The following is a 26,248-nucleotide window of genomic DNA, read 5'->3' as shown; positions in this document are numbered from 1 at the left end:
AGATACATTTATCTCAACAAAAAAACCTTTAATTTTGTGTTGCTATGACACCAGAAAACAACAGGAAAGCAAAGATCCTTAAATGGATAAAAAAGCTCGGCTTCTGGGGTTTTCTTTTCTTCCTTATAAAGGGCCTGCTGTGGCTGGCCCTGGGTTACTGGGGCGCCTCCCTGTTCCGTTAAAAACGGAACAGGCCTTCTATTACTGTCACGGCCTCTCCTTTCAACAATACGCGATCTCCTTCCAATATCACTTTCAACTCTCCGCCCCGTGGCGATCCCTGGTAAGCAAGGAATTCATTTTTATGCAATCTTGCCGCCCAGTAAGTAGCTAAACTGCAATGCGCGGAACCTGTTACCGGGTCTTCATCAACGCCTACTGGTGTGGCAAAATAGCGGGAAATAAAATCATATGGCCCTTCTGCGCTGTCTTTCCCTGTAAGCACCACCAGGTAAGGCGCCAGGATGTTCCTGTCGGGCACAAAATCCGCCACCGCAGCGCCTGTTGGCAGCTCTATGATATAGCGGTCCACGCTGAATGCCACATCAATGGCATTGGCAAACAGCCTGCGCAGGTCGTCCGGCAATGCCACCCGGTCACAGTTACGCGCAGGGAAATTGAGCGTGATCCACCCGTTCTCCCGGCTGGCGGTTAACACGCCGCTCAACGTGGTAAAGGAAATAGTAGCATCCGGCGCTACAAGCCCGGTTTCCCATAACACGTGCGCACTGGCCAGTGTAGCATGCCCGCAGAGTTTCATTTCTACTTTTGGTGAAAACCAGCGCAGATGATAGCCATTTTCCACCGGCAGCAGGAATGCCGTTTCTGCCAGATTGTTTTCTGCCGCAATGGATTTCAACACCTCATCACCGGGCATTTGCTCCAGGAGGCACACGCCGGCCTGGTTTCCCTTAAATGGCTGCCTGGTAAAAGCATCTACCTGAAAAAATCTTATTTCCATATGTTGTTACAAATTGTAGCACAAAAATGCAGCGAATTATTTTCCAAAAACAGATGCAATTTTGATTATTTCGACCATATCAGATATAAAAAGGCTTCATGCAAATACCTGCATGAAGCCTTTAAAAACTGCGCTGATTTTACTATTTCTTCGGAGGGAGCGCAAATGCTACCGCATCGTGCTCAAAGTGACCTTTATGGGAGCCATCGCAAAACGGTTTGTTGGCAGAAAGCCCGCAACGGCAGATCCCTACTGCTTCCCGGCCGCCCAGGTCGTATTTGTTCCCGTTCTTATCCACGATCTCAAATTCACCTTCTATTCTCAGTGAGCCATTGTTGTTTACTGTAATTTTTGTAGCCATAAATCTTCCTTATTTGAGCGGCAAAAGTAGGGAAAACAAATGGCTATTCCGTTAACAACCTGTTACCGTTGTTCTATCACGGAAAGGATATTGCCTGCGGGATCGGCAAACCATGCAATTACGGGGCCTCCTCCGCGGAAAATACCTTTCTCATCTGTTTTAAGCTCACCTTCATAATGCTGGAATTGTACGCCTTTTGCGGTGAGCTTGTCTACCGCTTCTTCCACGTTGCTTACCGGGAAGTTCAGCACGGTAAACGTGGCAGGGGTATGATCAGGCTTTTCGTAGATCATCACCGATGGCTCGCCTGCAATCTTTAAAGTAAGCACCGGTTCCTTTTCGCCGTCTTCTGTTTCTATTCCCAATGTTTGCTGGTAAAATTGCTTTGCCTGCTGCAGATCATTTACTGAGAAACTGCTGAATGCTTTTGTGTTCCCAAACATAATAACTGGTTTTTCTGGTGAAGAATAATTTCATACTACGGTGAAACAAGGCACAGCGGCCTGCTCCATTGAAATACCTGTTATGTAAATGTACTATCATCAACCCGTAATCACGGGGGGCGAACAAGGCAAATTAAGGGGCTATTACGACAACTATTGCACAAATTCTTTCACGGCTTCTCCCAGGTCATATACGGGCACTTTATCTTCCAATGCACCGGCCACAATGCTGCTGCCCGCTGCGCTCCTGTAGCCGCCGGCGCAATGCACCACCACGGGCTTATCTGCCGGAATTTCGGATACCCGTTCCCGTAGCTGATCAAGCGGGATAGCGATCGCATCATTAAATATCTTTTCATCGTTCATTTCAGATATCATCCTGACATCCACAATTGTATAATGTTCCGGGTGCTCCCTGAAATCTGCCAGTGGCAATGGTGCCATCGTTGCCTTGCCCCCGGCGTAAACAGCCGCTGCTTTGATAAATGGCTCATAACCTATCTTGGCTGTCTTCCGGATCACTTCCTGTAATTCCATTCCGTTCCCGGCCAGCAGGCAGTAAAGCTCTCCGGGCGCAACGATACTTCCCAGCCAGGTTTCAAATTTGCCGCCATTCTGCAGGTTAATGGCATGGGGCAAATGACCTTGTTTAAAAAGGGATTGGGGCCGGGTGTCTATGATAATAATATTTTCTTCTGTTATTTCCGCTGCTATCTTCACTTTATCCAGCGATGGCTGCAGGTCCGGCGCTCCTCCGCGGTTTACACCCACATCGTAAGGGAAGTATTTGGGGATGAAAGGCTGCTGGGCCAGCAAAGCTGTCACAAACTCCGTTTCACTGAGCGGCTGCAGGCTCCAGTTGCTTACTTTTTCCAACCCGATAGTACTGCTGTCGGCATCGCCGAGCGATTTACCGCATAAAGTTCCGGCGCCATGCCCGGGATATACCAGCACATCATCTTCCAGCACCATCAGCTTTTCGCGCAGGGAATGATACATTTGTTTTGCCAGCTCGTTACGATGCGCCGTCATGTTGCCGGTATGCTCCCTTAAGTCGGGCCGGCCACAGTCGCCCACAAATAATGTATCGCCTGTAAACACCGCCCGTGGCTCCCCTCCGTGTATTAGCACCACGCTGATGCTATCCGGTGAATGACCCGGCGTATTCAATGCTTTGAGCACAATATCCCCCAGCATCATCCGCATTCCCTCATCAAAAGCTACATGCGGGTAAGCGGCGCCGGTACGTTTCGAACAATACACAGTGGCGCCCGTAACCCGGTGCAGCTCCAGGTGGCCGCTCACAAAATCCGCATGCGGATGGGTTTCAATAATACCGGTGATCTTTGCATTCAGTCCTTTCGCATATTCCAGGTAAGGCCTGATATCACGGGCGGGGTCTATCACGATGATCTCACGGGCCTTTTCACTGTAAATGGCATAGGCATACTGCGCCAACCCACTATCTTCAAATTGTTGAATATCCATGACCATTGCTTTTATGACAAACTTTCCATGTAAAGAACTTTTACACGGATCATGGAAGTTACAACAAACAGCATTATCAGTTGTTTGTTTCCGGGAGATAAAAAACGCCCCGGGGATACCGGGGCGCAAACCATGCAACATTTATAATTTTGTAAACCGCGGCTCCAGGTGCGGCGCCAGCCCCGGCAGCTTTACCTTGTACCGGTAATAGCCTCCGAAAAAATCTTCTTCTTTCAATAACTCATGACCTGTTTTACTGATCCAGAAAGTTTGCGTATAGTGTCCACGCGGCGAGTCTCCTTCAGTGAACAGTTTCCAGCAGTCTACCTCCTGGTGGTTTAAAGTTTGCAGCGTTTCACTGCCGGTTACTTTATACGTTACATATGCCGGTGGCTCCAGTCCCGCGTCATAAAACCGGATCACAAAGGTTTTCCCGGCCTTCAAAGGCAACATTTCAAAGGTTTCTATATCGAGGTTCCAGTTATAATTAGGCTTGTCAAAAACAAGTTTAAAATCCGCTGCTTTATTGTTCAGGGCGGTAGTATCGCCGCTGATCCCATCAGCAGCCCAGCGGTAAGCTTTCCGTTCCCCACCTCTTGTTTCAGCGTGGTACAACGGTGAGAAATCGGCCACGCTGTTATAGGAGTAGCTTTTGAGATAACGGGCGGTATCACTCCCATACCAATGCTGGGTGATACGGAACACGGGCTCATTATCATGATTGGTTTTCTCTATTTCCCGCACCCACAGGCTCAGGTCAAGCCAGTTACTGCGGGAGGGCAGCTGAAAATATACCAGGTATTGCTTTACCCCCGGTTTCAGGAAAACAGTATTCAGCCGGAGATGTTGCTGATCAATAGTATCGGTTTGCGCAAAAGCAGGCAGCATGGCCATTAACAGCACAGCAAGGGTCAGGTAGCGCTTGGGTTGCATATTGATAAGGTGATTTAAAGTGATCGGATCAGCAAAGATTTCCTGTTTCCCTGCTGTTCTGAAAATGATTTCAATCACTTCCCCTTTCTTTTTAATAACCTGCCTGTTTATCCCTGGAAAAATAAAACCAGGCAGCCGTTGAAACTATCGGCCCGGCGGTTGAGCCTTTGCCGGTAACTGTTGAATAATAGTACAATCACTGCAAAGGAGTGCAAAACCTTCGTAAATTGGGTCATGCAATTAATAAGCCGTATGCCGGCAGCCGTCAAGGTACAATGGGTGCTCTGGGCGGCTGTTTTTTTAATGATGTTCTTTACCATGCTGCCGGAAGATGGCTTCTGGCAGGCCGCCGTTTTTTCATTGCTCAACATCCTCTTTTATGCGCTGGTCATTTACGGCAATATCAGCTGGCTGTATCCGCGGTACTACCTGAAAAAGCGTATATGGGTCTACGTTATTACGGTGCCGCTGTTCCTGCTGGCGGCAGGATCAATAAGGGGCATCCTGCTCACCTGGATCTATAACACCTGGTTCGCTACACACCCGGAGCCTCTCACCACCGCTATTATGCTCCGTTACCTCACCGGCATTCCCCTGCTGTTCCTGATGAGCTTTATAATGAGAATGGCCATCGTTTATTTTGAGCTGAAGGCGCAGGCAGCCGCACTGGTGTTACAGAATACAAGAACGGAGCTCAATCTTCTTAAATCACAGGTACAACCACACTTTCTCTTTAATACGCTGAACAATATCTATTACGAAGCCTACCTGGAAGCGCCCCGTACTGCGGCCCTGATAGAACGGCTGTCGGATATTATGCGGTACTTTGTAGATGAAAGCCCTAAAGACCAGGTAGACATCTCCACGGAAATCAAGTTCCTGGAAAATTATATTGCACTGGAGCGTATCCGGATCCGGCATGGCATCGATCTCCAATTTACCAGTGAAATGCCCGGCGGATGTGCTATTCCACCCATGCTGCTCATGACCTTTGTAGAAAACATTTTCAAACACGGGATCGATAAAACCAGTATGCAGAACCATATTGATATTTCGCTGGTAAAGCAGGACAACACCCTGCTTTTCACTACAAGGAACAGTTTACCGGGGCAGCCTGTACATAACCATCCCAGCGGATCAGGGATCGATAATCTCCGGAAACGCCTTACCCTGCTGTATGGCAGCAACTTCACGCTGCAAACCGGCAGGTCCGGTAATTATTTCACCGCATTATTATCCGTTCCGTTATGAGCCTGAAATGTATCATTGTTGATGATGAGCCCAATGCCGTAAACCTGCTGGAACTGCATATTCAGCAAACAACGGACTGGCAACTGCTGGCTAAATGCTACGACGCGCTGGAAGCGCTGAACTTCCTTAAATGCAACAGGGCCGACCTGGTTTTCCTCGACATCAATATGCCCCGGCTCGATGGCATGGAGCTGGCTGCCCTGTTGCCTCCGGAAACAAAAATTGTGTTCACCACCGCATATACGGAATACGCTGCCGCCAGTTATAACTTCCAAACGGTCGACTACCTGCTCAAACCCATTACACTCAAGCGTTTCCTGGCAGCCCGTCAGAAAATAGAAACGGCGTTTATGCATTCCCGTATACAGGATGCAGCTGTTCCGGAATCATCTCCCGGTTATTATTTTATAAAAACCGGTAAAACCCTGCAACAGGTGAAACTCTCCGAGCTGCTGTACTTTGAAGGAGAGAAAGAATATGTACGGGTAGTAACTGTGCGGGAAGCCATACTGGTATACAAACGCCTGAAAGATATTGCAGAACAGCTGTCGCCCCCTTTTATCAGGGTTCACAACTCCTATATTGTAAATACCACGCATATTGATAAGATCCAGGATAATCACCTGTTCGTTGCCGGCAAACGGATCCCGCTGAGTGAAAAGTTCAGGCCCGCATTTATGGAACTCATCCGGCAGCGGTTTTTATAACGCCCGTTACGGGGTCTTCGCCACTACAGACGATAAAAACGCCGCTACTTTTACGTCCATACCATCTGATTTATCTCCTACCGCATCGGCTTTCAGTGCATTGGCTGCCGCCCACCGCATCAGTGCATCATCATGCTGAGCAGCGGCCAGCTGTGCAATGCGGTAGTAAGTATAGGCCAGCAGGTCTGGCGCACGCGATACACATTGCAAAGCGCGCTGATAGTATGCCAGGGCATCTTTGTCTTTATGCTGCATTGCGGCAATACGGCCCATCTGGTACAACAACGTATATTCCACCCCGTAGTGATCGTCCGGGAACCCTTCATCCAGGTACGACTGCGCCAGCTTCATTGCTTCATCATTTTTTTGCTGCCTGCGCAGGTTGAGCACCCGCACTACTTTGGCCTGGGCAAGCGCCTCCGGTGTAAGCGCTTCATCCCAGTGAAGCACTTTAAAATAAGGATCTACCTGCACGTTTGTTACCGTTCCCTTTACCGGCAGCGCCAGGTGGTTGCTGCGGCTACTGATATTGATACGTTGCAGCGTTGTTGCTCCGTTGCTATATGTGATCAGCACTTCCAGCGGAAGCTGGTATATACTGTCTTTTTGCGTAATGCTGAGCTGCAGCTTATCCTGCTGCTGTTGCCAGCTGCTTTGCCAGGAAGGAGCCCCTGTGCGTTCAAACCACTGCCGGTAAAACCACTGCAAACTGCTGCCATGCGCCTTCTCCACTTCTGCCTGGAAATTTTCCCAGGTAACGCCATTACTGCTGTATTTATCGCCGATAGTCCGCAAGGCTTTATGAAAGGCCTGTTTGCCCACGATACCAGACAGCAGCTCCAGGGCGAGAAAGCCCTTGCTGTCGCCAATAGTATGCCCATTGCTGCCTGTGAGCGCAACCAATGGCTCATCATTGCCTGCGGCTACATTTTTGAGATAACCCAGTCCGCACTGGTCGCTGATATAACCCGGATAACCCGTTCTCCGGTACGCCATGGCATGGGCGCTATCGAAATGGCCCACTACCTGCAATGAGCCGTATTGCGCCAGTCCTTCTGAAAGCATGGACTCTCCTTTACTACCGGCCGACAATACCTTGTTGCCCCACCACTGATGGCCTATTTCATGACCAAAAAGCGCGTAATTAAACCGGCGCAGCGCCCCGGTAGGCATGGCTACACCTCCTAAGATGCTGGCGCCGCCAATACCGGTTATGTCTGCCACATAATCGGGATATTCAATGATGGAGAAGTTGGGAATGTCCAGCGGTCCGAATTGGGACGACAGGTAATCCAGCACGGCAGCAGATTTCCGGCTAAGATCGTTGCCATCTACACCCTTGCTCAGGCTGTAGGTATAAAAAGGCCGCTGCCCCTTATACTCCTGCCTTGTGTACCGGCCTATATAAAGTGAAAAGATATCCGGCTGTGCATAATGAAAAGTATAAGTACTACCCGCCACGGTAACGGTACTGGAAGCCATTACCGGCATCAGGCCGGCAGGCGTGGTCACAGTAATGACGCCGGTGCCACGGGTATGATTGCCTGCGCCATCGGTCACCTGCGGGTACCATGCAGCACCGTAGCCGCCTGCCATGCAGAAGCTGCTGTCCAGATAAAACTGGAAGGCGGGTTCTCCTCCCCGCTCGTAGGCACAGGTGAAGTGTAAAGGGGTTCCTGCCGGCAGCGAAGAACGGAAATGCCATCGGTAGATGATATCACCGGTTGATTTATGAATGGTATCCATGAGGGCTGCAATGCCTTCCAGCTTCAGTGTGGCCAGGCCTGCGCCCTTGCTGATCACGACATCTACTGAATCGGCCGCAGCGGCTTCGGTGTCAAAAGTAAATCCACCCTGCACAAAAAAAGATTGCCTTGCGGGGTTGACAGTTACCTGCAGCCGGTAATCGAGCTTCCGCTGGGCGGGTAACAAAGCCGGTATTAACAAGTATAGAAGAACGATCAAACGGCGCATACTTTTTTTATACAAAGTAACTGCCGGCGGCATCAAAAAAATAGTACCGGATTAACTTTTCAGCAGGGTCCTGAATTTATGCGGAGTGGCGCTATAAAATAACCGGAAACACTTTACCAGGTGGGAAGCATCTGAAAAGCCGGCGGAAAAAGCAATATCCGTTACCGGTAACTGCGTGGTGAAAAGCAGCGTCATAGCTTTTCTTACCCGCATCTTTAACTGGTATTCACCAGGTGTGATACCTTCCCTTTCCTTAAAGGCCCGGGCCAGGTAAATGGGATGTACAAACACCCGCGCGGCCAGCGAGCGGATGGTATGATGGGTATCAAATTCGTTTTCCAGGATGTCCTTTACTTTTGGCAGCCAGGGCAAACGCTCTGGCAGTTTTCCATCTGTATATTCCAACAGCCAGCTGATAATATGTTCTTCGGGGAGAGTGCTGCCGGGGTCCTGCACAAATGCGTACAACAACCGGTACAGGTAATCGAATGTGCCCGTTTTATAGATCGCTGCCGTTTGTGGCAGCAAATGCTCCAGCTCCAGCTCCTGCAAACCGTTTGGCTTAAACTCTATATTCAGGCACCGGCCGCCGGAAGGCTGGAAATGATTGGCATGACTGTATCCCGCAGGACGGAAAAGCACTTCGCCGGGAATAACAGCGCTGTCTGTTTTCCGGCTCACCTCTTCATAACTGCCACGGATCAGCAAACTGAGATATGCGTTTTCATGATGGTGCATGCTGATCTGTACATCCGGCTGGTATGCCGTAATGTTCAGCCGGAAAGAGGCATTCTCCCCAACCTGTTGTTCTTTTCCAAAATAATTGCCTGGCGACAGGATGATACTCATAAAAAAATAGCCGGTTGCATGCTGATGTGCCGGTGATCAAAGATACTTTAACCAATTCGTTTTCTTACAATTCCTCCTTTGTATGCCGTACTAATTTTGAACTATCAAAACAACAAATATGAAAAAGCTTCTTAAACTACTGATTGCTCTTTTACTGGTCATCACGGTTACCATAGGCGCCTTGGAATTATTCAGCTCCTATCGGCCTTCCACAGATATTCATACCAATGCGGCTGTAACAACAAAGCATACGATCATCATCCATGCACCCGCAGAAAAAGTATGGCAAGTAATGAGCGATATCAATAACTGGTCGTCCTGGCAAAAACAAATTCCTTCCATAAAGCTCAATGGACCGCTACAGGCAGGCAGCAGCTTCGACTGGAAAAATAAAGGGCTTACCATTCATTCCACCCTGCATACCGTAACGCCCATGCATAAACTGGGCTGGTCGGGGAAAGCATTGGGAGCCTTTGCTATCCACAACTGGATACTTATGCCCAAAGGCGATTATACGGAAGTGACTGTAGAGGAAAGCATGGAAGGATGGCTGGTATGGCTGCTGAAAGGCAGGTTCCGGTCGGAGTTGGATAAGTCGCTTACGTATTGGCTGGGAGCGTTGAAAACGGCGGCGGAGCCTGGTAAACGCTGCTCTTCCAGGGGTCATGGCAGCCTCAGGTTGTAGTGTTGTTCCTACTATTGAAACCCCGTTCACTCCTCTTCCCGCTGGTATAACTTCAATCCTCTTGATAGTCGGATGACGGATCTGGTCATACGGCTTACTTTTGTTTCTTCTCTTTTGGCGCTGAAGATCCAGTTGATATAATACCGCTGCTCCGTTTCAGAAAGAGAGTGGAAGAAACGGTTTGCGCCTGGTTCATCTTCCAGGCAAACCTTCAGTTCTTCCGGTATCTCCAGCGGATCATCATCCCGGAACAAAATGATCTTTACCCAATCACCTGCTTTCTTCTTTATCTTTTTCCGGATCTCCGCTTTTACAGGGAGGAACAATATGTTGTTGCCCAGCGGCATCAGGTGGCATTTCCTGATTTCGAAATCATCTATAGATCCTTTCACTTTCACCAGGCCAAAGGCCTTCACTTTATCAGGAGTTATTTCGGGAATACGCGCAAAGGTCCACCCACCTTTAACAGGGAATTTCTCAAGACGATACGATTGACTGACGATTGGTTTTATGGGCATACCAGTAAAGTTATAATCCTCTGTCATCTTTTCAACACCAAAAACTGTCCGGACGTCAAATATGTTTTCTTAAAAACAGCCGGGAAGATAGGTTTGTATAAAACATTCAGCTATGCAACCAACATCATCTTCCCGGCAGGCATATTTAGACTGGCTTCGCATTATCGCCATCATAGGCGTGCTGTTCTTCCATTCCGCTATGCCCTATATACCCGAATGGGAATGGCATATAAAAAACAAAGAAACCAGCAATGCCCTGCTGGAAATGAACGATTTCCTCCACCGCTTCCGTATGCCGCTGCTGTTCTTTATCTCCGGAACGGTAAGCTATTTTATGCTGCAGCGGAACACCGGCGGCGGGTTTATTGGTCTCCGCTTCAGGCGGCTGTTCGTTCCCCTGCTGGTGGGTATACTTATTATTGTTCCCCCACAGGTGTACATGGAGCGCCTCACACAGGGCTTCAAAGGCAACTATGCCGATTTCTACACCCATATGTTTACCACCGGTGTGTATCCCCATGGTAATATGAGCTGGCACCACCTGTGGTTTATCGCCTATCTACTGGTGTATGATATCCTTTTCGCGCCTTTCTTTGTATGGCTGATCTCCGGCAACGGGAAAAAATTGCTGCAAAAGCTCAGCTGGATCGGCAACAAACAATACATCTACCTGCTTATCATCCCCGGCACACTGGTGCATACTTTTATGCTGGTATGGTTCCGGCAGACAGGCGACCTGGTGCACGACTACGGCTACTTCTTCTACTGGCTGTTCTATGTGCTGGCAGGATTTATCTGCATCGCCAACCCGCTGTTCATGGACAGCCTGGAACGGAACCGCCGGCTTTCACTCACCATTGCATTCACCGGGCTTCTCATCATCAACTACCTGCGCTGGAATAAACTGGAGCCCTGGATCTTCAACGATAATTTCAGGTACATGCCCTCCACCTACCTGTATATGGCCTTAGGTGGTATTACTGCATGGATGTGGGTACTCGCTATTGTAGGCTATGCAAAAAAATACCTGAACAAACCCCGGCCCATCCTGGCATATGCCAACCAGGCGGTGTACCCGTTCTATATCCTGCATCAAACGGTAATTGTGATCCTTACTTACTATCTTGTAAACGTGCCGGATGACGTAGGACTGAAATACGCCTTTACCGTGATCGTTACTTTTTTAATCAGTATATTCATCTTCCATTTGTTTATAAAGCCCTTTGCCATGATGCGTTTCCTGTTTGGAATGAAGCCCGCGGCAAAGAAGGGAAAAAGCCGCGGTATAAAAGAAGAGGAACTAATACCCGCAGCATAGTGAATCAGCAATTATGAAAATATTCTGGAAATATTTCTTCCCCCCGTTATACGGCCTGCTGGTATACTTTACCATCCGCCTGTTAACAGACAGTATTACAGAAATGAAATTCTGGTACCGGCCGCTGTCGCTGAACGGCATTGAAATGGCCACAGCGGCGCTGATGGGCTACCTGCTGATCGGGATCTTCAACTGGTTGTTCCGGTATTTTGATAAAAAAAATGAAGCCGGTTTTTCCTATAAGATCATCCTGAAAGAACTATTGTATGTTTTTATTGTCAATCAACTGGTGCAAAATATTGTTCTCACGCCGATGGTTGCTTTAACCGATGACGGACTCCAGTTGTTCGACCTGGTCGATATCAACGTGATCCCTTTATTGTATTGTTTTATATACTATGGCGTCCGCAGGAGCAATGCTTTCTTACAGGCATATATCAATAACCGTTTGCAGCTGGAAAAAATCACCAACGATCAGCTGCAAACCGAGCTTAAATTCCTGCGGGCGCAATACCATCCCCACTTTTTGTTTAATGCGCTAAACACCATATATTTCCAGATGGATATAGACGTGGAGGCGGCAAAGAAAACAGTGGAGCGTTTTTCGGAGCTGCTGCGTTACCAGCTGTACGATCAGCAGCAAATGGTGAGCGTAGTGAATGAAATACAATACCTGCAGAATTTTATTGAACTGCAAAAGGTCAGGTCGTCGCGGCGCCTGCAGCTGGAGGTGCATTTTGATGATGCCCTGCATGATGAACAGGTATACCCCCTGCTGTTCCTGCCGCTGGTGGAAAATGCCTTTAAATATGCGGGAGGTGATTTTAATATTCACATCTGCATGAAAAAACAGGATAATGAAATATCCTTCCGCGTGGAAAACTCAATACCGGATAAGCTCAGCTTCGAGGCAAAGGGAGGCATAGGATTGGACAACCTGAAAAGAAGACTGGAACTGCTCTATCCCGGCAAACATTCATTTACCGCCCACGTGAACGAGAACAGCTTCCTGGCGGAATTAAAACTGGCTACCTGATAATGGATCAATTAACGATACGCTGCATTATTACCGACGATGAGCCGCTGGCAGCAGAAGGCTTACAGCGCTATGCGGAGAAAACGCCCTTCCTTCATGTAACCGCTGTTTGTGAAGATGCCATACAGCTCAATACCCTGCTGAAACAACAACCGGTAGACCTGTTGTTCCTGGATATTGAAATGCCTTACATCACCGGCATCGAATTCCTGAAAAGCTATCCCAATCCGCCAAAGGTGATCTTTACCACTGCATACGAACAATACGCCATACAGGGATTCGAGCTGGATGTGCTGGACTATCTTATCAAGCCCATTTCTTTCGACCGCTTCCTTAAAGCTGCCAATAAAGCATTCGATTATTTTTCGTCCCGGCAGTCCGGCAAAGAACAGCCATACTGTTTTATTAAAACAGATAATAAGCTGGAGAAAGTAATATTCAATGACATCCTGTTTGCCGAAGCGCTGGGCAATTATGTAGCTATTTATACGGGAGATAAAAAAATGATCACCCATGCCACGCTTAAATCAGTACAGGAGAGCCTACCAGCCAGGCAATTCCTGCAGCCGCATAAATCCTACCTGATTAATATCAATCATATCAGCGCCATCGAAGGGAATGTGCTGCACATAGGTAATCATGAAGTACCTATCAGCAAATACCAGAAGGAAGAGCTGCTGGAGAAGATAGTCAATAACCGGCTGTTGAAGAATAAGTGATCCAAAGGATGTAACTTAGGGATATAAGTAAACCGCGAATATGAAAATTGCCATCCTCGACGATTACCAGGATATTATCAGGAGCCTGGATTGCTTTAAACTGTTAGCCGGACAGGATGTTTTAGTACTGCACCATACGGAGAAAAACCCTGTGAAGCTGGCGGCACTTTTAAATGATGTAGAAGTGCTGGTGCTCACCAGGGAAAGGACCCGGATAAATGAAGAGCTGCTCTCCCAATTACCCAGGCTGAAGCTGATCAGTCAGACCGGCAAAGTATCCTCCCACCTGGATCTTGCCGCCTGCGCCAGGCATAATGTAGCCGTGGCGGAAGGTATTGGCTCCCCCATAGCGCCTGCTGAACTTACCTGGATACTGATCATGAATACGCTGCGTCAAATTCCACAGGCCATTGAAGGCATGAAGAACGGGCAATGGCAAATCAATATAGGCAGTACTGTTCATGGAAAAACCATTGGGATCTGGGGCTATGGGAAAATCGGTAAAATGGTGGCCGGGTATGCTAAAGCCTTTGGAGCCAGGGTACTGGTATGGGGCAGCGATGCCTCCAGGGAAAACGCCGTAAACGACGGCTTCAGTAAAGCCGCTGCCAAAGAGGATTTTTTCCGGGAGGCAGACGTTGTTTCCCTGAACCTGCGTTTAAATGAGGCTACTGCCGGTATCGTAAAAGCTGCGGACCTGGCTCTCATGAAACCTTCATCTGTGCTCATTAATACCTCCCGGGCAGAGCTTATTGAAAGAGGCGCCCTGCTGCAGGGCCTGCGGAACGGCCGCCCCGGATTTGCCGGCCTCGATGTATATGAAGAGGAACCGGTGTACAATACCGAGTTTGATTTCCTGAACATGCGTAACGTGATCTGTACCCCGCATTTGGGCTATGTGGAGAAAAACAGCTATGAGCTTTACTTCGGGAAAGCCTTTGAGAACGTGGCCGGGTTTATCGGGGGAAGGCCATCCGGCATTGTGAATGGATAATATAACATCAAAATTGGGTAATACTGCATACGGTACCTATCAAAAGTTGCGTTAACTTGGTTTTGTCATTACTATGAGCAATCAAAATCCGGACTATACATCTTTTTGGCCAACTGGGGATCTTTCGTTATTTAAACAAATGATGAAAGAGTTCACTCCTTCCCTGAAGTATTTTGCCGGTAGTATTGCAGGTAATGAAGCCGAAGCAGAGGAAATTGTGGCAGATGTATTTATCAAAATATGGCAGCAAAGACAGCAAACAACGGCCCCCAACGATGTACGCTACTATCTTTTCAAAGCAGTAAAGAACACGGCGCTTAATTATCTGAAACGCAATGGCCGGCGTCATACGCATTATAATGAATGGGAGATCCAGGTGAGCAAAGTATCACCCCAGAACCCGCAGGACCTGATGATCAGCAAAGAACGGCTCCTGGAAATAAACGCCGCTATCCGCTCCTTACCCACCCGCTGCCGCCAGATCTTTATCCTCGTAAAGGAAGATGGCCTGACCTATGAACAGGTAGCCACCCTGCTGGATCTTTCCAAAGCCACCGTGAATGTACAAATGACCCTTGCCCTGAAAAAAATATGGGCTGCACTGGGCACTTCCCTCCAATATTCCTACTCCTGATTTTTTTTTCTGCACACTTAATTGTTTTCCCTTTCTGCGTTGTCTTACTAGGGAATCAACTGAAATCATACTTCTGTAAATGACCAATCGATTATGGGAATTACTGGCGCTGCAATGGAGCGGCGAGATTTCCACGGAAGAAAAAGCCGAACTGGAAGAACTTTTACTGCAACATCCCGGTGACTGGCTCCGGACGGGACAGCTGGATCAGCTGTCTTTTCACAAAGCACATCCTCCCCATGAAAAGGGAGATACAGATGCGCTGATGGATAAAGTACTGGGTACTATCTCCCCGGGCAGCAGCGAGCCGTCTCCCATGGAGAAGGCCCCCCGCAGGAAGTTCCCGGGCGCCTACAAATACCAGGTATCCATCGCCTTCATAATGATAGCAATAACTGCCGGGCTTACGTTCATTTACCTGTCACAGCAACGCCACCGGTATAAAATAGTATCCACCGATGCCGGCATGAAAACAAAGATCCGCCTGTCAGATGGCAGCATCATATGGCTGAATGCCGGAAGCACTTTAAGATACCCGGAAAAACTGGACAAGGCCAAAAGAGAGGTATACCTGAGCGGAGAGGCTTACTTCGATATAAAACAGGCGCCCAACCGGCCTTTTATTATCCATGCACAAAAAATGGATATACGGGTATTGGGCACCACGTTTAATGTACGGTCGTACAAAGAGGAAGACTTCGAAGAAACATCGGTGATCTCAGGTGCGGTAGAAGTAACAGTGCCGGAGGAACATAAGGTGATGAAAGTAACGCCCAACCAGAAGGTGGTGCTTCATAAAACATCCGCCGGGCATATGAGTGAAAACAATACATCAGGCAGTAAAGCGGCAACAAAGATCGAACGGCAGCCATTGTCGGTCATTTCACCGGCAGACACCATTCATGTGCTGGAAACTGCCTGGCTGAACAACCAGCTGATATTCCGCAATGAAACACTGCTTTCACTTTCACAACGACTCGAACGCTGGTATGGCATAAAAATAATTATAGAAGATCAACAGCTTGCTATGTTGAGATTTTCCGGGCGTGCAGATAATATTTCTATTGAAAAACTACTGGAGGTGCTCCAGAATATTCAACCATTCAATTATTCCATTCAGGATGATATCGTGACAATTAAGTAAATCAAAAGTTATGAAGAATAAGTTCATCATTGGGGAGCGGTCTCCCTAGGGGGCTTGCTGTGCCGGAAATATCCGCTATGGACCTCCACAAGATTCACATTTACTGATTTTATAAGTCCCCTTCCAGGTTATGAAAAAAGCAATGAAACAAACCACGTTTATCTTACTTAATAACGGACGAAAACTATTTCTAATGCTCAAATTTACCGGTGTATTGTTCCTGCTGTTTTTCCAGGCATCTGCAGCAGGATTCTCGCAAAACACGATATCCGTTTCTTTCGTCAACGCAGATATTGAAAAAGTATTCCGCTCTCTTGAGAAAAAAACAGGCTATACTTTCTATTACAGCAATAACGAAACAGAAAAAACGCCCAGGATCAGCCTCACCATGGAGAAAGCCGATGTAAAAGTGGTGCTGGATGAAGTAGCGCACAAAACCGGGCTTCATTATACCATCCTGGACAACAGCATGGTGGTATTTAAAAATGCCGGCGAGCGGATACAAACAAAAAAGATCTCAGGCCGTGTAGTTGATGAAAAAGGGCACCCGATGCCCAACATCACCGTACAGGTGAAAGGCACTACCACAGGCACATTAACAACTCCCGAAGGATTGTTTACCCTTCAGGTACCGGAAAATGCCACCCTGGTGATTTCTGCCATCGGCTACCTGCGTCAGGAAATCCCCGTTTCCGATCAGGCTTCTTTCAATATAGTGCTGAAAGAAGATGTATCCGGTTTGAATGAGGTGGTAGTAGTGGGTTACGGCTCCCAGGAAAAACATAAGCTTACCAGTGCTGTGGCCACTATCTCCGGCGCTGAGCTTAACAAGCGGGTAGCTACCAACCCTACTTCCCTCCTGCAGGGCCAGCTGCCTGGCTTACAGGTTACCCAGGGCTCCGGGGAACCAGGCAATGAAAACATACAGCTACGCATCCGCGGTATCAGCACTTTCAGTGGTGCAGGTAATGATCCGCTTGTAATAATAGATGGTTTGCCGGGAAATCTCAGCATTTTAAATCCAAACGACATCGAATCCATCTCCGTACTGAAAGACGCTGCATCTGCGGCTATCTATGGTTCCCGCGGCGCCAATGGCGTGATTGTGGTGAAAACGAAGAAAGGAAAAACCGGCTTCTCACTCACCTACGGGTATAACCTCGGTATCTCGAAAGCAGCCAAGCTGCCGGACATTATTTCCAATTCGGCAGAATACATGCAGCTGTCTAACGAAGCAAGAACCAACTCCGGACTGGCGCCGCTTTATACCCAGCAGCAGATTGACCTGTACCAGAATGCAACCGACCGTGTCAAGTATCCCAATCACAACTGGCTGGATGATATTTTCCATACCGCTTATACCCAGAACCACTATCTGAACATGAGCGGCGGCAAGGACAATACTACCTACAGCCTGGGCCTGGGTATCAGCACACAGCCCGGCGTATTGATCGGCTTCGATTACAAAAAATATACACTAGACCTGGGCCTCAGCTCCCGCGTTAATAAAAGGGTTACTATAGGCACCAATGTGCAGATGCGCTATGCCGACAGGAAGTATCCCGAAAACGGCGCCGGCGATATGTTCCTTTCCGCACTGGCTCAGTCGCCCCTCTACCCTGCTTCCAGCGATGGCAAATGGATTAAGAAAGCTTACTCCAATGAGCTGGGCAACAAGAACCCGGTAGCTATTGTGGAAGAAGATGTGCGGATAAGAACAAACGACTACTACGCCCAGGGCAACCTGTCGCTCGATGTGGACATTGTTGATGGATTAAGATGGGAAAACCGCGCAGGTATGAACTATGACAATTATAAATATAATGATTTCAGACCCGCAGTACCTACTTTCTATTTCAGTGATATGAGCCCCGCCGGATTACTTGACGTGGGCACACCAGGGCTCAATGTTGGTAACTACGGTAATGTATACACTGTTTATTACAGCCAGTTCACCTACAAAAAGAAATTCGGGGAGCATAACCTGTCCGCCCTCGCCGGTTACCAGCAGGAACAATATAAAGCAGATACCCTGGATGCCAGCCGTACACAATTCCCTACCAACTTCCTGAGAGAGCTTGATGCCGGTCCGACAAACGGACAAACAAACGGCGGTACCTCCGGCAAATGGGCTATCCGGTCCTTCTATGGCAATGCCAACTATGATTACAAAGATAAATACCTCTTTGGCGCCAGCGTGAGATACGACGGTACTTCCAGGCTGCCATCAGATACCCGCTGGGGATTGTTCTATTCCTTTTCCGGTGCATGGCGCGCTTCCGAAGCGTCTTTCCTGAAAAACAGCAAATGGATCAACGACCTGAAATTACGCGCCTCCTGGGGCCAGCTGGGCAACCAGAACATTGGTACTTATCCTTACCAGTCCACCCTCGACAACAGGCCGTATGCCTTCGGCTCTTCCATATCCACCGGCTTCACCGGCAGCCAGATCATAGATCCTACCCTTACCTGGGAAACAACGCGGGTGCTGGACTTTGGTCTTAACCTGACCGCCTTTGATAACCGCCTCACTTTTACGGGCGACTGGTTCAACAAATATACTTTTGACATTCTTCGAACCTCACAGGTGCCGCTGTGGCTGGGATTATACCCTCCCATCATCAATAACGGCGCAGTAAGGAACAAGGGATTTGAATTTAATGTACAGTACAACGACCGGATCGGGAAAGACTTTACCTGGTATGTAGGGGCTAACTTTCAACGGTACAAAAATGTACTCGAGGAATTTGGTAAACGGGAGATCAGCGGTACTACTATCCGCGAAGAAGGACACCCGCTGGATGAATACTACCTCTATCAATGGGATGGCATTTTCCAAAGCACAGATGAAATTGCCAAATCGCCCAAACAACCTGTAGACGCCACTCCCGGCGATCTGAAAATAAAGGATGTGAATGGAGATGGCGTGATCGACGATAAAGACAGAACCTATACCAAAGGAAAATATCCTTCTTTCCAGTATGCTTTCAATATTGGCGCCTCCTGGAAAAATTTTGATGTCAGCGCACAGCTTTACGGGTCCGAGGGACAGAAAATTTATGTAAACGGTTGGGGAATAGAACCATTCCGCCAGGGCTCTGTGCCTACCACCGACTGGCGTAACCGCTGGACGCCTGAACATCCCAGCACTACCATGCCCAAGATCTATGTAGCCGATGGATACGCCCCGGTACAGAACTACGCTTCCACCTACTTCCTGAAAGATGCATCTTTCCTGAGGCTGCGGAACATACAACTGGGCTATAATCTCCCGGCAGCAACGCTTGCCAGGGCCAGCATAAAATCATTACGGGTATTTTTCAGCGCAGAAAATGTATTTACCATCAGTAAATTTCCCGGTCTCGATCCCGAACGTGTAGGAGATGGTAACTATGTTACCTACCCGCAAACCAAAACATATACATTCGGCGCCATGGTTCAGTTTTAATTTCCTCTGTTAAAAGATTCAGTTATGAAAAAGTATCAGCAATACCTACTAATAATAACAGGTGCAGCCTTTATGCTGCTCAGCGGATGTAACAAAGATCTGCTGGATGTAACGCCACCGGATAAACTGGCATCCTCTTTCTTTTGGAAAACGCCCGAAGATGCCGATAAAGCGCTCACCGGCCTGTATAATTACCTGTATAGCAGCAGCGGAGGATACGCCACCTCCCAGTACACCGTTTTTGCCTGGGACAATTTCACAGACGATTCCTACGGCCAGTATAACTATGGTGGCGGCCTCAATGCCCTTACTTCCGGCATCACCCCGCAATCCGGCGACTTTGTATACTCCTATTATGCAAACTGCTACCAGGCAATCGCAGCCGCCAATTCTTTTCTGGCCAATGTAGATAAAGTACTGAGCGGCGATAAACTGACATTATACAAAGGAGAAGCCTATTTCCTGCGGGCTTTTAATTACTTCTGGCTGGCCCAGCTCTACGGCAATACCGTTATCGTTACGGAAGATCCTTTCCAGGTGGATTATAAATCGACCCGTGCAAAATCCGACCGGGCCGATGTATTAAAACAGGTACTGGCAGACCTGGATCTCGCCATTGCCGCGTTACCAGACGCCGGCTATGCAGATGGTCACGCCGTAAAGGCTACAGCACAAGGCTATAAAGTAAGAGTGCTGCTTTTCCAGAAACGATACGCAGAAGCCGCCGCACTGGCAGAAGAGATCATGACGGCCAACAAGTTCAGTCTCTTTGCTAATTATGCCGGCAATTTTTATAAACCCGATCAGGGCAATAGTAAGGAAATTATGTTCTCCGTGAAATACCAGCGCCCGAATATGCTGCACCAGGACGTAGCAATTTCCGTAAACCTGCAACGCTGGAAAGGAGAACAAGGTACACAGGATCTGATTAATGAATACGAAGCCGCAGATGGCAAAGACACTGCATCTTCCGCCGTATATGTTAAAGGGAAACCCTTTGAAAACCGCGATCCGCGCATGCGCCTTACCTTCTTCTTCCCGGGTGACACCAAAGCCCAGGGATGGCCTTTTACCGGCGCACTGGCAATAGCTACCCCCGGCAAAGACAGCTGGACAGCCGGTTATTATGCCGTAAAGAAATGGCTGGACCCAACCCTGGTGGACCCGGATTATGGTACCATCGACGACAATGATTTTGTACTTCTCCGCTACGCCGATATCCTCCTCATGTACGCAGAAGCACAGAATGAAGCCGCCGGCCCGGATGCTTCCGTATATGCCGCGATCAAACAGGTGAGGAACCGCAGCAATATGCCCGACCTCCCGGCAGGGCTTTCACAGGCTGAAATGCGCGCCCGCATCCGGCACGAAAGACGCGTGGAATTTGCCCTGGAAGGGATCCGTTATTTTGACCTTAGAAGATGGGGTATTGCAGTACAAAAGCTGGATGGCTTTGTGCCAAATCCATTACAGCCTACCGTGAAAACGAAATACAAAGCTAACTATGATTTCTGGCCAATTCCCCAAACGGAGATAGACCGGAATGCACCGGAGCTGATTCAGAATCCTGGTTATTGATTTAGAGGGATGAATTTTACAGGGTGCCGCGGGTCAATTCCTGCGGCACTTTTTTTATAACTAATGTCACATAAGCGAGTAAAACATATAAATAGTCCATTTCATCAAAGCACTTTAATCCTTCAAATAAACAAAAGATGTATCAAATCAGATTGCATTAAATTGTTCATCATCCCAAATCTAAGATCGACCATACATAATATACAATGACTCATAATCATCCCAAGGCCGATCAGCAGAAAATGCGTTATCGCCTCCAACTGCTCAATAAGACTCCGGAAGAAGACACTAATCCCATTCTGTGCACGGCACATCCTCTTCTCAATGAAGCATGATTAACGACTATCTCTAAAAGATATAACTCAATAAAAATGGTAAAGCCACAGATTTACGGCTTTCCCATTTTATTATACTTTTAACCTTGCATATTTCTGTTAACTAAACAAGATGTCAATACAAAGCAAAATAATGATACTAAATGTATTAACAGATTACTATCGTGAAGATCAATCCCTTTTTTTATATCTCCTATTAAATCTACCGTCAAAATGCGATGATCAGATATTAAGGAAACAAGGTTAATCAAAACTATGCATATCAATCCATCAATAGCAATTTTTAAAGTATAATTAATTGATAATCTTTCTGTCAATTGTAACACCACCCTTGCTGCCCTTTCGGAACACTCACATCAACTGTATTAAAGATTAGGGAGCAGCCCATTAAACCAGGTAGGAGATTATAGGCAAGTATGAGCGCGGGGACGCTACGCCATCTATCGATTTCGCAAAACGGATTGCTGATGCACTGGGCGTATCACTGGATTATTTGGTGGGCGAAGGGATTAACGCTCACTTTGATAAAAAAACGCTGCAACGTATCCAGGACATTGAGAAGCTGGACGAGGATACTAAAGAAAAAGTGTATTTCCTTATTGATAACATTACTCAAAACACCAAGGCTAAAAAAGCCTTTAACTCATAAAAATACATAAGCCGCAGGCGTTGCCTGCGGCTTATGTATTTTTATGACACTACTAATTTTTAGTGTGCAAATTCATTAAACGCTATAGTTTCTATCTTCGTATTATGGCTATCAATATATTGAACCCGCGTTGCCATAAAAACAAACCCATCTGTCACATAAGCCCCTAACTGCTTCTTTTGATTATTGATATACAAAGTATCCCATAATCTCACTTTATCTATAACCCCCCTTGCAATTCCTGCCTTTTTCTCAATATCAACACTATCAATATTGATTAACTCCATATCCCATTTCCCTGTTGCATTATTTCTATAAACATAACTCCCCTTATTGCTTATAAGTAATCCACGATAATTTCCCCAGCCAGGATTAAATCCTTCCAATACAATACAATCCTGTAATCCTGATAGCCGTATCCCGTTTTTCTTATATAGTTCTTCCCTACCTTTACTGCCAAAATTGATAATACTTATATAGTCTTTCTTATCACTGATGTTTATATCATAATAAGACTTTTGATTTTGGTACACCTGTTTCATTAAACTATTATCACGGCCTCCCATTGGGACTTTACATGATATTCCCAATAGCATTAATCCTATGTAAAATATTAATTTCTTCATCATTGATTTAATTTTAAAATCACCAACCCGCAGGCATCCAATTCAGTTTTATAGGTTGGTTCTTTCGATCCAAAAGCCGCGGCGCAGCCCCTCCTTGTATATTTCCTGATGGATCTACAGCAGACCTATAATACTCCCGAATCGGCCATCCATTAGCAGCTCTAATTTGATTCTCCTTATAGGATGTTGCCATTCATCCCGTGCTAACCCGTTATATACACCTGATGGATATTGCTTATCATACAACAATCCCCTGTTAGCATCTCTAGCATGGAACATTTCATGTGCTAAATTTGAGATCGGATTATTATCCTGTTTGCCTCCCAATACCCATACATTAGCTCCTTTAGGGTCCCAGGTTATCTTCCCTCCTGCACCACCAGCTACAGGCTTTAATGCGGATATTAATGGATCAGCTAATAAATGAGCGGCATATGCACCAGCAGCTTGAGCACCATTAGCAACAAACTTATTATCGCCGTTCCCACTCTCCAATGAAAAGCTATTTTTTGAAGTGCTTAGTTCATCAACAAGTCCTCGCCCTTCCTTCCCACTCATTCCAATTCTACCAATAGCAGCAGATGCTTGCCCTACAAATTCATCATCGCCCTGGTATCTATTCTCAACAGAAAGGCCACTTTCAGCATCTACACCAGTAGAATAAGATCCATAACCGCCTCCTGAAGTGTAACCATAATGTAATTTCTGTCCATCACCAGTTGTCACAAATACACTATCTCCATTTATATCTACATTATTTATCGGATTATTAGCTCCATATTGGTACGGGGACATGGTATTATACTTTTCCGCATAAGCATCTTGTGTAAAAAAACGGCCGATCTGCGCATCATACATTCTGGCACCATAATCATACCACTCAAGCCCTGATCCATCTCCGAACTCCTTACTCTGAAGCTCTTTCCCATTGTATTTGAGTCTATTCGCGGGATACTGCGCTCCCTTCAACGCATTCGAACTAATCCCCGCCATCGTGAGTCCAAACGGATAATAATAGCGTCTCCTCCAACACGGCACTCAAAGAACTTCTACCACTAAAAATAACGGATTTTATTTTTTCATATGAAAGAAAAAAATCTGATCGGTCATAAAACGCGGTCACCATCCGGGGGATAGATGATGTGTTACTGCTGCTGATTTACATTCTCATGCCAGATCATAGATTTATCGCTCAGCCTATATTCTGCCGTCCCCCACATCATCTATCCCCGGACGGAAGCGCGATAGTACAAAAGCTGATCAGTGTACTACCGCTGGTGTTCGCGCTGTTTATTCTTCCGCCGCCGGGTCAGCGGTATAACGCTGATGGCTATATCCTGTCGCCCTAACAAAACGTCTTCCGCCCCACACCGCCATTCCCCCCTGGCCGCTGCGGCGGCAGCCAGAGCGCAGGCCCTGGAGCGCAGCGGAAGGGCCCAGCGAGGGTGAGCCGCAGCGGGCCGCGCCTTCGGCCTATGTCTGGCCGGGAGCGCCAGCGGACGGCAAAATCATAAATGGAAGGCCAGGGGGGAGAGCGGGGCGGACAAAAATGGGTAGCGGAGGGATGGCGGGCATTAAGGCCACCAAGATTAAAAACAGCCCTTAGCCAGACCGGGAGCTACCCGAACGGAGGGCGCAGGAGCGCAAAAAGCGTGACAGGCCGCAGCGCAGCCCCTAGAGCGCAGCGGAAGGGGCAAGCGTAGGACTGGCGCGCCTTTTGCCGACTAAGCCCGCAGTGAGACCGCTTTTCCTTCAACATAAAGGCTTTACGATGATTAGCAGAGTTGTATTGTTTCTGAGTGGAACGGCACTATTTCAACGGATGGTACTGCCGTAGAGCATTTTGCAGATCATCCATACTACTGAGTTTATATCGCTGCGTACTGCTCACATACCGGTGACCAGCCATATACTGCACCTGTCGCAGGTTGTACTGCTTTAACCAGTGTGTTATTACACTGCTCCTGATCTGTGTTGCATCGATCACTTTGGGGTTAAGCTGCCGTAACTGCCGCATCATACCTCCCACTTGATTAACGATATTATTTTCACTGGCCTTGCGTTTCTTATTTTCTTGTAGCAATGGCCCTTCTTTGAACTTATTGGCTTTTATATAGACTTGCAGTTCCAGCACCTGCACTGCTTCTAGCCTTAGCCACCTTTCATTACTATGATTGCTGCCACTAATAAAAATCTTCCCTTCCTTTAAGTAAATATCTTTTACAGATAACCGTTTCAGTTCCTCCACTGTTACCCCCTGATGGATGAACAGACCTAACATAATTTTCTTTGAAGCATCTACCAGTAATTGTAACCTGTAACATTCATACAGATGGATCATTTCAGCCTGACTTAACAGATTATTAGGCAACCGCCGGATAATACCTTTCATAAACAAGCCTGTAGCGGGATTGTCTGCCTGCTTTCCAGCAGACACCAGGTAATTAAAGTAATGCCGTACCGGGCATAGTATAGCGTTAATCAGGGCTTTACTTTTATTCATGGCTTGCAACCACCGGATAAAATCTAACAGCTCCGTATAAGTGATAACATCGGCGGATAACTGTTCCTGCTGTAACCACTCCGTAAAGTAGTCCAGGTATTTGCTGTAAGTGCTGATAGTGCTGCCGCTATGCAGCTTCTGCTTTAAATAATCAGTGAACGTCATATCATGTCATTTATAAGGTGAGTATAAATCTGCGTACTGTCTAATACCTCATGACCTAAAAACTCCTGGATCTGCTCAAGGCTCATACCTGATGCCGGCAGGTGCGTAGCAATGCTATGCCGCAGCGTATGCGTGCCGATATTCTTTATTAATCCTGCCTTTTTAGCCAGTCCTTTAATACGGACATATAAACTTTGCTTCGTGAGTCCTTTGCCCTTATTGGCGCCTATAAACAACATTTGTGAAGATGTTTGTAGCAACTGAGGCCGGGCGTGATCTATGTATAACCGCAACTGCTCATAACTGCCGCCAGCTATAGGTACATACCTTTCCTTGTAACCCTTCCCTTTACGCACATAGAGTAACCTGCGATCTGTAATAATATAACCGACCTCAAGACTAGCACCCTCATTAAGCCGTAGGCCACAACCATAAAACACCGCTAACATGGCTTGATCACGCAGACCTAACACACTATCGTCTGTGATTTCGTATAGTTGTCCTATCTCCTGCACCGTTAGCCAGACAGGTTTATTTCTGCTATCCTCCAACCATTCCAGATTAAAGCCTATCCCGCTTTTACCGGTTTCACGCAGGTAGCGGCTAAAGAGCTGTAATGTCTGCACGTACTTATTAATATGCCCTGCACTGTAACCGCGACCAGTACGGATACCGGTTTGTATTTTCAGATGATCTATATAGCTGGTGGCATCGGCTGCCGTAAGCTGTTGTAGCCCCATTTTACCGCGCTGCTCCTGATAATGCAGGAACTCACCCACATGACGAGGCAAGTTATATACACTTCATTCTGCATAGCTCAGCGTCTTAAGCCACTGCTTAAAGCCTGCAAATAGTAATACATGCTCGCTACTGTGCAGTACGTACACTGTTTCCATAAACAATAAATTTTAATAATAAGGGAGGGACTA

General features: G+C 47.3%; 25 protein-coding genes. 13 read left to right on the top strand and 12 right to left on the bottom strand.

Features of this window, described 5'->3' with window-relative positions; genetic code table 11:
- The first annotated feature begins 44 nt into the window (after positions 1-44).
- A complete protein-coding gene (locus FN124_RS21160; RefSeq protein WP_142686785.1) occupies positions 45-182 on the top strand; it encodes an alanyl-tRNA synthetase in 138 nt (45 codons plus the stop codon).
- Here the strand turns inward: FN124_RS21160 and FN124_RS21155 are convergent.
- The 5 genes from FN124_RS21155 to FN124_RS21135 form a co-directional block, all read right to left on the bottom strand.
- The gene (locus tag FN124_RS21155; protein ID WP_142686784.1) at positions 179-961 is read right to left on the bottom strand and encodes a PhzF family protein; all 783 of its coding nucleotides are present in this window, start codon (positions 959-961) and stop codon (positions 179-181) included. The two genes, FN124_RS21160 and FN124_RS21155, sit on opposite strands and share 4 nt — an antisense overlap.
- Positions 962-1,103: 142 nt before the next feature.
- A complete protein-coding gene (locus tag FN124_RS21150) occupies positions 1,104-1,322 on the bottom strand; it encodes a CDGSH iron-sulfur domain-containing protein (protein WP_142686783.1) in 219 nt (72 codons plus the stop codon).
- A 62-nt stretch (positions 1,323-1,384) separates the two neighbouring features.
- On the bottom strand, positions 1,385-1,765 hold the full coding sequence (locus FN124_RS21145; protein ID WP_142686782.1) for a VOC family protein: 381 nt from the start codon (positions 1,763-1,765) through the stop codon (positions 1,385-1,387).
- A gap of 153 nt (positions 1,766-1,918) precedes the next feature.
- Entirely contained in the window at positions 1,919-3,253 is a 1,335-nt protein-coding gene (locus FN124_RS21140) for an MBL fold metallo-hydrolase (protein WP_142686781.1), read from the bottom strand.
- A 141-nt stretch (positions 3,254-3,394) separates the two neighbouring features.
- Complete coding sequence (locus tag FN124_RS21135; RefSeq protein WP_142686780.1) at positions 3,395-4,264, bottom strand: DUF3108 domain-containing protein; 870 nt, start codon at positions 4,262-4,264, stop codon at positions 3,395-3,397.
- A 156-nt stretch (positions 4,265-4,420) separates the two neighbouring features.
- Between FN124_RS21135 and FN124_RS21130 the strand changes: the two genes are divergently transcribed.
- The gene (locus FN124_RS21130) at positions 4,421-5,437 is read left to right on the top strand and encodes a sensor histidine kinase (protein ID WP_142686779.1); all 1,017 of its coding nucleotides are present in this window, start codon (positions 4,421-4,423) and stop codon (positions 5,435-5,437) included.
- On the top strand, positions 5,434-6,144 hold the full coding sequence (locus FN124_RS21125) for a LytR/AlgR family response regulator transcription factor (protein ID WP_142686778.1): 711 nt from the start codon (positions 5,434-5,436) through the stop codon (positions 6,142-6,144). Before FN124_RS21130 ends, FN124_RS21125 begins: the two co-directional genes overlap by 4 nt.
- Before the next feature lie 6 nt (positions 6,145-6,150).
- On the opposite strand, the gene FN124_RS21120 is transcribed toward FN124_RS21125, so the two are convergent.
- Complete coding sequence (locus FN124_RS21120; RefSeq protein ID WP_142686777.1) at positions 6,151-8,109, bottom strand: M1 family aminopeptidase; 1,959 nt, start codon at positions 8,107-8,109, stop codon at positions 6,151-6,153.
- 60 nt (positions 8,110-8,169) lie between these two features.
- Positions 8,170-8,967, bottom strand: a complete 798-nt coding sequence (locus FN124_RS21115) for a helix-turn-helix transcriptional regulator (RefSeq protein WP_142686776.1) — start codon at positions 8,965-8,967, stop codon at positions 8,170-8,172.
- Between the two features lie 118 nt (positions 8,968-9,085).
- On the opposite strand from FN124_RS21115, the gene FN124_RS21110 reads away from it, so the two are divergent.
- Entirely contained in the window at positions 9,086-9,652 is a 567-nt protein-coding gene (locus tag FN124_RS21110) for an SRPBCC family protein (RefSeq protein WP_142686775.1), read from the top strand.
- A 26-nt stretch (positions 9,653-9,678) separates the two neighbouring features.
- On the opposite strand, the gene FN124_RS21105 is transcribed toward FN124_RS21110, so the two are convergent.
- Entirely contained in the window at positions 9,679-10,170 is a 492-nt protein-coding gene (locus tag FN124_RS21105) for a YdeI/OmpD-associated family protein (protein WP_142686774.1), read from the bottom strand.
- A 112-nt stretch (positions 10,171-10,282) separates the two neighbouring features.
- Between FN124_RS21105 and FN124_RS21100 the strand changes: the two genes are divergently transcribed.
- From FN124_RS21100 to FN124_RS21060, 9 genes are all read left to right on the top strand, one after another.
- Positions 10,283-11,488 carry an acyltransferase family protein gene (locus FN124_RS21100; RefSeq protein ID WP_142686773.1) on the top strand — a complete coding sequence of 402 codons (1,206 nt, stop codon included), beginning with the start codon at positions 10,283-10,285 and terminating at the stop codon, positions 11,486-11,488.
- A gap of 13 nt (positions 11,489-11,501) precedes the next feature.
- Positions 11,502-12,524: a sensor histidine kinase gene (locus FN124_RS21095; RefSeq protein ID WP_142686772.1), complete on the top strand. Its 1,023-nt coding sequence runs from the start codon at positions 11,502-11,504 to the stop codon at positions 12,522-12,524.
- 2 nt (positions 12,525-12,526) lie between these two features.
- Complete coding sequence (locus FN124_RS21090) at positions 12,527-13,243, top strand: LytR/AlgR family response regulator transcription factor (RefSeq protein WP_142686771.1); 717 nt, start codon at positions 12,527-12,529, stop codon at positions 13,241-13,243.
- A gap of 40 nt (positions 13,244-13,283) precedes the next feature.
- Positions 13,284-14,237 (top strand): D-2-hydroxyacid dehydrogenase family protein, encoded by a 954-nt coding sequence (locus FN124_RS21085; RefSeq protein WP_142686770.1) that lies wholly within the window; start codon positions 13,284-13,286, stop codon positions 14,235-14,237.
- 139 nt (positions 14,238-14,376) lie between these two features.
- Positions 14,377-14,871, top strand: a complete 495-nt coding sequence (locus tag FN124_RS21080) for an RNA polymerase sigma-70 factor (protein ID WP_185937301.1) — start codon at positions 14,377-14,379, stop codon at positions 14,869-14,871.
- A 79-nt stretch (positions 14,872-14,950) separates the two neighbouring features.
- Positions 14,951-16,015 (top strand): FecR family protein, encoded by a 1,065-nt coding sequence (locus FN124_RS21075; protein WP_142686768.1) that lies wholly within the window; start codon positions 14,951-14,953, stop codon positions 16,013-16,015.
- 193 nt (positions 16,016-16,208) lie between these two features.
- Positions 16,209-19,463 carry a SusC/RagA family TonB-linked outer membrane protein gene (locus FN124_RS21070; protein WP_185937300.1) on the top strand — a complete coding sequence of 1,085 codons (3,255 nt, stop codon included), beginning with the start codon at positions 16,209-16,211 and terminating at the stop codon, positions 19,461-19,463.
- 24 nt (positions 19,464-19,487) lie between these two features.
- Positions 19,488-21,041: a RagB/SusD family nutrient uptake outer membrane protein gene (locus FN124_RS21065; RefSeq protein ID WP_142686766.1), complete on the top strand. Its 1,554-nt coding sequence runs from the start codon at positions 19,488-19,490 to the stop codon at positions 21,039-21,041.
- 738 nt (positions 21,042-21,779) lie between these two features.
- The gene (locus FN124_RS21060; RefSeq protein WP_142687467.1) at positions 21,780-22,025 is read left to right on the top strand and encodes a helix-turn-helix domain-containing protein; all 246 of its coding nucleotides are present in this window, start codon (positions 21,780-21,782) and stop codon (positions 22,023-22,025) included.
- Positions 22,026-22,084: 59 nt separating this feature from the next.
- Here FN124_RS21060 and FN124_RS21055 read toward each other — a convergent pair whose 3' ends face one another.
- The 4 genes from FN124_RS21055 to FN124_RS21040 form a co-directional block, all read right to left on the bottom strand.
- Positions 22,085-22,654, bottom strand: coding sequence for a hypothetical protein (locus tag FN124_RS21055; protein ID WP_142686765.1), 570 nt, complete (start codon positions 22,652-22,654; stop codon positions 22,085-22,087).
- 111 nt (positions 22,655-22,765) lie between these two features.
- Positions 22,766-23,689, bottom strand: coding sequence for an RHS repeat-associated core domain-containing protein (locus tag FN124_RS30945; RefSeq protein WP_260607550.1), 924 nt, complete (start codon positions 23,687-23,689; stop codon positions 22,766-22,768).
- Between the two features lie 772 nt (positions 23,690-24,461).
- Positions 24,462-25,319: a tyrosine-type recombinase/integrase gene (locus tag FN124_RS21045; RefSeq protein WP_142686764.1), complete on the bottom strand. Its 858-nt coding sequence runs from the start codon at positions 25,317-25,319 to the stop codon at positions 24,462-24,464.
- Entirely contained in the window at positions 25,316-26,110 is a 795-nt protein-coding gene (locus FN124_RS21040) for a tyrosine-type recombinase/integrase (protein WP_221887852.1), read from the bottom strand. The genes FN124_RS21045 and FN124_RS21040 overlap by 4 nt, the downstream gene beginning before the upstream one ends.
- Positions 26,111-26,248 lie beyond the last annotated feature (138 nt).

The sequence above is a fragment of the Chitinophaga polysaccharea genome (assembly GCF_902150045.1).
In the GTDB taxonomy this organism is placed as follows: domain Bacteria; phylum Bacteroidota; class Bacteroidia; order Chitinophagales; family Chitinophagaceae; genus Chitinophaga; species Chitinophaga polysaccharea_A.
The sequence above is the reverse complement of the archived record's forward strand: the minus strand, read 5'-3'. Positions and strand labels throughout refer to the sequence as shown.

Excerpts from the sequence above, each read along its gene's own strand:
- FN124_RS21095 (WP_142686772.1), top strand. The coding sequence starts at position 11,502 with ATGAAAATATTCTGGAAATATTTCTTCCCCCCGTTATACGGCCTGCTG.
- FN124_RS21110 (WP_142686775.1), top strand. The coding sequence starts at position 9,086 with ATGAAAAAGCTTCTTAAACTACTGATTGCTCTTTTACTGGTCATCACG.
- FN124_RS21145 (WP_142686782.1), bottom strand. The coding sequence starts at position 1,765 with ATGTTTGGGAACACAAAAGCATTCAGCAGTTTCTCAGTAAATGATCTG.
- FN124_RS21070 (WP_185937300.1), top strand. The coding sequence starts at position 16,209 with ATGCTCAAATTTACCGGTGTATTGTTCCTGCTGTTTTTCCAGGCATCT.
- FN124_RS21130 (WP_142686779.1), top strand. The coding sequence starts at position 4,421 with ATGCAATTAATAAGCCGTATGCCGGCAGCCGTCAAGGTACAATGGGTG.
- FN124_RS21090 (WP_142686771.1), top strand. The coding sequence starts at position 12,527 with ATGGATCAATTAACGATACGCTGCATTATTACCGACGATGAGCCGCTG.
- FN124_RS21075 (WP_142686768.1), top strand. The coding sequence starts at position 14,951 with ATGACCAATCGATTATGGGAATTACTGGCGCTGCAATGGAGCGGCGAG.
- FN124_RS21140 (WP_142686781.1), bottom strand. The coding sequence starts at position 3,253 with ATGGATATTCAACAATTTGAAGATAGTGGGTTGGCGCAGTATGCCTAT.
- FN124_RS21155 (WP_142686784.1), bottom strand. The coding sequence starts at position 961 with ATGGAAATAAGATTTTTTCAGGTAGATGCTTTTACCAGGCAGCCATTT.
- FN124_RS21045 (WP_142686764.1), bottom strand. The coding sequence starts at position 25,319 with ATGACGTTCACTGATTATTTAAAGCAGAAGCTGCATAGCGGCAGCACT.
- FN124_RS21150 (WP_142686783.1), bottom strand. The coding sequence starts at position 1,322 with ATGGCTACAAAAATTACAGTAAACAACAATGGCTCACTGAGAATAGAA.
- FN124_RS21125 (WP_142686778.1), top strand. The coding sequence starts at position 5,434 with ATGAGCCTGAAATGTATCATTGTTGATGATGAGCCCAATGCCGTAAAC.
- FN124_RS21160 (WP_142686785.1), top strand. The coding sequence starts at position 45 with ATGACACCAGAAAACAACAGGAAAGCAAAGATCCTTAAATGGATAAAA.
- FN124_RS21080 (WP_185937301.1), top strand. The coding sequence starts at position 14,377 with ATGATGAAAGAGTTCACTCCTTCCCTGAAGTATTTTGCCGGTAGTATT.
- FN124_RS21055 (WP_142686765.1), bottom strand. The coding sequence starts at position 22,654 with ATGATGAAGAAATTAATATTTTACATAGGATTAATGCTATTGGGAATA.
- FN124_RS21105 (WP_142686774.1), bottom strand. The coding sequence starts at position 10,170 with ATGCCCATAAAACCAATCGTCAGTCAATCGTATCGTCTTGAGAAATTC.
- FN124_RS21115 (WP_142686776.1), bottom strand. The coding sequence starts at position 8,967 with ATGAGTATCATCCTGTCGCCAGGCAATTATTTTGGAAAAGAACAACAG.
- FN124_RS21085 (WP_142686770.1), top strand. The coding sequence starts at position 13,284 with ATGAAAATTGCCATCCTCGACGATTACCAGGATATTATCAGGAGCCTG.
- FN124_RS21065 (WP_142686766.1), top strand. The coding sequence starts at position 19,488 with ATGAAAAAGTATCAGCAATACCTACTAATAATAACAGGTGCAGCCTTT.
- FN124_RS21100 (WP_142686773.1), top strand. The coding sequence starts at position 10,283 with ATGCAACCAACATCATCTTCCCGGCAGGCATATTTAGACTGGCTTCGC.